Here is a 5,246-nt window from a genome sequence, read left to right as displayed (position 1 = left end):
CAGGCAGCGAACGTGATGCTGCGGTTGTCGGGGATGCTGGGCACATCGCAGGCCAGCCAGTCAGTTGCTGCGGTCCGCCACATGGCGGCCCGTCTGGGGCCGCCCGCCGGTCTGCACGTGTACGTCACCGGGCCCGGTAGCACCATCTCTGACGAATTCGCGGCGATCGATCACCAGATGCTGGTTATAACCGCGGCAACGGTCGTGGTGATCGCGGCATTGCTGTTGATTGTTTACCGCTCACCGGTCGCCGCGGGCATTCCGCTGATCGCGGTGGGGTTGGCGCTGGCTGTCGCCCGCTCGGTGGTCGCGGTATTCGCCGAGCATGGTCTGGTTGAGGTGTCGCTGTTCTCTGTGGCGTTGATCGCGGCGATGATCCTGGGTGCCGGCACCGACTACGCCATCTTCTTGATCGGCCGATACCACGAGGGCCGGCGGCGGGGAATCGACCCGGCGGCCGCGCTGGCCGATGCCTACCGCGGCGTCGCACCCGTCATCGTCGGGTCGGCGTTGACCATGTCGGCGGCGCTAGCCTGCTTGAGCCTGGCCAAAGTCGCGATGTTCCGCAGCGTTGGAACGCCTTGCGCGATAGGGATTTTGACGGCGATGCTGATGGCGCTCACGCTGATCCCGGCGATGATCGGTCTAACTAGCCGCCGCGGTCTGCTGGAACCGCGGCGCTCGGTTATCGCTCGCCGGTGGCGGCGTATCGGCGTGACCGTCGCGCGCTGGCCCGGACCGGTGCTGGTGGCCAGCGGCGCACTGATCGTCGTCCTGATGCTGCCGCTCGCGGGCATGCGGACAGGGTGGAACGAACCGGCTGCGACCCCACGCAACGTCGAGTCCAACCTCGGCTATGCGGCCATGGACAAGCACTTCCAAGCGAACCGGCTGCTGCCCGACGTCGTAACCGTCCAGGCCGACCACGATCTGCGCAATCCGCCCGGGCTTATTGCCATCGAGCGGATCACCCGCCAAATCATGGCCATTCCCGGGGTGCGGATGGTGCAGTCGGCCAGCCGGCCGGCCGGCACCGTGCCCGACGAGGCGACCCTGACTTACCAGGGCGGAGTGCTCGGCGAGCAGCTGGGCGCCGATGTGGACGCGCTCGTCGAGCGGCTTCAAAGGGTGGGGGAGCTGGATGGCATGCTGGCCCGGCTGGGTAGCGCGGTGGACCAATTAGGTCGCGGTATGGCCGGCGGTGCAGCGGGCCTGCGTGAAATCGGTTCGGGCGCCGACGACATGCGTGCAGGGATGACAGGTTTGCAGGACAGCGTCACCACCGTTTCGGGGTACTTGGACCCGCTGCGCCGATTCGTCGACGGCACACCGGACTGCCCGGGGAATCCGATCTGCGCGGTGGTGGCTCGCGTCGTCGAACCTGTCGACAGCGTGGTCCGCAGCTCCGCTGAATTGTCCAGCGGCGCAGGCAAGCTGACGTCCGGCTCGGGCGCGGCAACGACAGCGCTGACCGCCCTGCCATCGACGCTGCAGTCGATGCGCGGCGTGCTGGGCGAGGCCCGGGCCGCGACCAGCGAGCTGCGGGACGCGGTGAACTCTTTCGGCCCTCGGCTGCGCCAGCTCACCGACTACCTGCGAGAAATCGACACGAGTTTCCGGGGCAGCGCGGCGGGCGGGTTTTATCTGCCGTCTCGAGCGCTGTCCGACCCGAGATACCGGGAAGCATTGAATCAGTTGGTCTCGCGGGACGGCCGGGCGACGTATCTGCTGGTGTACGGCGACCGGCAGGAATGGGGGGCCGACGGTGCCCAGCGTGCCAGGCAAATCGAGACAGCCGTCGCCGAAGCGACCAAGGAAGGCACGCTGACGCCGACTGCGGTGGACCTGGCAGGGGTGGGGCCTGTCACCCGGGACCTCCAGGTTTACGTCCGGCACGACATCGTTTTGCTGGTGGCGGCCACCCTGGCGCTGATCTTCCTGATCGTCACGATCATGCTGCGCAGCCCGGTGGCGGCAGCAGCGGTAGTGGGAACCGTCATCGTCTCCTACGCCTCGGCGCTGGGCGTCAGCGGGCTGATCTGGCAGCAGTTGCTCGGCCATGAAATGCATTGGGCCGCCGCGCCGATAGCGTTCATCGCGTTGGTGGCCGTGGGCGCCGACTACAACTTGCTGCTGGCAATGCGGATCCGAGAAGAGGCCCCGGCCGGTTTCGGCACCGGCCTAATCCGGGCCTTCGCCGGGACCGGCGGGGTAGTGACGACCGCCGGGATCGTCTTCGGGATCACGATGTTCGCCTTGATGGCCAGCACGGTGCTCCCAGTCGCGCAGACCGGTCTCACCATCGGGGTAGGCCTGTTGCTGGACACGTTGATCGTCCGGACATTCTTGATGCCGTCAATGGTGGCGTTGCTTGGGCGCTGGTTCTGGTGGCCGCGGCGTATCGCTACGCCGCGGAACCGGCCGGTGGCTGTTGCTAGCGCAGCGACACGCCGAGTGCGGTCGCTCGCATCAGCGTGACCTGGGCTTACGGTGTGAATGTGCTGGATCTAGAGCCGCATGGCCCGTTACCGCCAGAAATTTACTGGCGACGCAGGGGACTGGCGCTGGGCATTGCGGTCGTAGTGATCGGGATCGTGGTCGCGATCGTCGTCGCTGTGATGAGCAGCAGTGCCGGCGCTAACACCACCGCGTCCGAAAAGCCGACCGCCGCCCTGCCCGCAAAGTCTCCGATCGTGCAGCCACAGGTTCAGCCACCGGCTGCGGCGCCGGCAGCCCCGAACGCCGGCGCCCCGGAGACGCCGACCGCCGCAGTGCAGCCGCCGCCGGTGCTCAAGGAGGGCGACGACTGCCCTGACTCGACGCTGGCCGTCAAAGGCCTGACCAACCAACCCCAGTACGTCATCGGTGACCAGCCGAAATTCACCATGGTCGTCACCAACATCGGCCTGGTGTCCTGCAAGCGTGATGTGGGAGCCGCGGTGTTGGCCGCCTACGTCTACTCGTTGGACGGCAAGCGACTCTGGTCCAACCTCGACTGTGCGCCGTCCAACGAGACGCTGGTCAAGACGTTCGCGCCCGGCGAGCAGGTGACCACCGCGGTGACGTGGACCGGCATGGGGTCGGCGCCGCATTGCCCGCTGCCGCGGCCACCGATCGGACCCGGCACCTACAACCTCGTCGTGCAGCTGGGAAACCTGCGCTCGGCTCCGGTGCCGTTCATCTTGGCTCAGGCGCCGGCGCCAGGTGCCCCGCCGCCGGGTGCTGCTGCTCCGCCCCCGGGCGCGCCGCCGCCTGCCGCACCACCGCCGGCTGCCCCGCCGCCGCCTGGGGCGCCACCGGCCCAGCCCGGCAACTGAACTCTCACGAGATCAGCTGAGCGGATCGGCGATGGTCGACTCGGCCAATTGCGAGAGGCCTTCGCGGACATGACGGGCCCACATCGCGCCGATCCCGTCCACTGACTGCAGATCGGTGGCGCTCGCGGCCAACAGGTCCTGCAGCGAACCGAATGTCCGAACCAGCAAATCGACGTGCGCGAATTGCAGACGCGGGATATCAGCCATCGCGCGGTAGCCACGCGCGCTCATCGCCGAGTCCTGCGCCTCGGCGGTCGACGGATATCCGAAAACCTTTGCGAGCACGGTGAAATCAAGCAGCTCTGTGTCCGACAGTGCATCGAGCTCGTCGAGTGTGGCGGCTACCTGGGCCTTCGACGGCGGTTCGGGGTTGGCGTGATAGTCACGCACGATGAGCTCTCGCGCGGTGTCGTTGCCGCCCAGCAATTCCTCAAGTTGCAACCGCAATTGACGCCCGTCGGTGCCCAGCTCGACCGCATCGTTCTCGATCACCAAACCGATCCGGCGCACCAACTCCAGTCGTTGCACCACTGTCATCACGTCGCGCAGCGTGACGAAGTCCTCGATCTCAGCCCTCGACAGCTGCCTGCTGACCTCGTCGAGCCGGGCCTTGTACCGTTCCAGGGTCGCGATGGCCTGGTTGGCGCGAGACAGGATGGTCGCCGAATCGGCCAACACGTGACGCTCCCCGCCGACGTAGACGGTGACGATGTTCATCGAGTGGCTGACCGAGATCACCGGGTAGCCGGTCTGGATTGCGGCCCGCTCCGCCGAGCGGTGCCGGGTGCCGGATTCGTCGGTGGGTATCGATGGGTCGGGCACCAGTTGGACGTTGGCCCGCACGATGCGACTGCCGTCGGTGGACAGCACCACCGCGCCGTCCATCTTCGACAGTTCCCGCAGCCGAGTCGGCGCATAGCGCACATCCAGGGAGAAGCCGCCGTCGCAGATGGCCTCGACGCTGTCGTCGTAACCCAGCACGATCAGCGCGCCAGTGCGGCCACGCAGAATGCGCTCCAAGCCGTCCCGTAACGCGGTGCCCGGCGCCAGGCGGCTGACAGCCTCACGCAGCGTGGGACGCGGGAGCGGCGTGCTGCCGTTCCTGCTGAGTTCGCCGGGGTTCATCACCACTCATTGTGCTCTGCGCCTGCAGCGCCCGGGGGCAGGTCCAGCTGATGCAGCGGCGCGGGCGTGTCTCGGCGGTATTCGGCGATGTCGACCATGTGGTGCAGCGCCGCGACGATGGTGGGCGCCTCCAGCGCATGCAGCTCCTTCGGCGCCGCGCCGCATCCCGGTGGGATCAGCGCTGTGGTGAACCCCTGCCGGACGGCTTCAGCCAGCCGTCGTTCCATTCCGGCGACCCGGCGCAGGTCACCGGCCAGACCCACCTCGCCGATGACCACCGCGGTGGTGGGTAGCGGCAGGTTGGCGTAGGCCGACGCCAGGGCGATCGCAACAGCGAGATCCGATGAGGGGTCGGTCAGCCGCATGCCACCGACTGTGGACACGAAGACGTCGCTGACGGCTAGGGGTAGCCGGGCGTGCGTTTGCAGCACCGCGGTGATCATCGCGGCTCGGGCATGGTCAATGCCGCTGACCGCCCGCCGCGGCGACCCGCCCGATGGTCGGGCCAGCAACGCCTGCACTTCGCCGATCAGGGGCCGCTTGCCGTCCAGCGCCACCGTAATCGCGGTGCCGGGCACCGGCTGTGAGCGCTGATCCAGAAATAGGCCGGAGGGGTCGGTCACACCTTCAATCCCGCTGTCCTCCAGAAGAAAGCAACCAACCTCGTCGGTAGCGCCGAACCGGTTTTTGACTCCGCGCACCATGCGCAACGCGGAATTGCGGTCGCCCTCGAAATGCAGCACCACGTCGACAAGGTGCTCGAGCGACCGCGGCCCCGCGATGGCACCGTCCTTGGTGACATGG

4 protein-coding genes are annotated in these 5,246 nt (G+C 67.6%); 2 read left to right on the top strand and 2 right to left on the bottom strand.

All coding sequences use genetic code 11. The features are described 5' to 3' along the window. Nucleotides 1–2,478, top strand: a 2,478-nt coding sequence (locus VFA16_RS10450) for an RND family transporter (protein WP_324967742.1), incomplete at its 5' end; no start/stop codon positions are given. 20 nt (nucleotides 2,479–2,498) lie between these two features. After that, on the top strand, nucleotides 2,499–3,317 hold the full coding sequence (locus VFA16_RS10445; RefSeq protein WP_324967741.1) for a hypothetical protein: 819 nt from the start codon (nucleotides 2,499–2,501) through the stop codon (nucleotides 3,315–3,317). 12 nt (nucleotides 3,318–3,329) lie between these two features. Here the strand turns inward: VFA16_RS10445 and disA are convergent, their stop codons facing one another. Next, nucleotides 3,330–4,442 carry a DNA integrity scanning diadenylate cyclase DisA gene (disA, locus tag VFA16_RS10440; RefSeq protein ID WP_324967740.1) on the bottom strand — a complete coding sequence of 371 codons (1,113 nt, stop codon included), beginning with the start codon at nucleotides 4,440–4,442 and terminating at the stop codon, nucleotides 3,330–3,332. Beyond that, nucleotides 4,442–5,246, bottom strand: an 805-nt coding sequence (locus VFA16_RS10435; RefSeq protein ID WP_324967739.1) for a magnesium chelatase domain-containing protein, incomplete at its 5' end; no start/stop codon positions are given. The genes VFA16_RS10435 and disA, both read right to left, overlap by 1 nt.

Source organism: Mycobacterium sp. (genome assembly GCF_035653355.1).
Classification (GTDB): domain Bacteria; phylum Actinomycetota; class Actinomycetes; order Mycobacteriales; family Mycobacteriaceae; genus Mycobacterium.
Note: the sequence above shows the minus strand (reverse complement) of the source record. Positions and strands in the feature narration are given on the sequence as shown.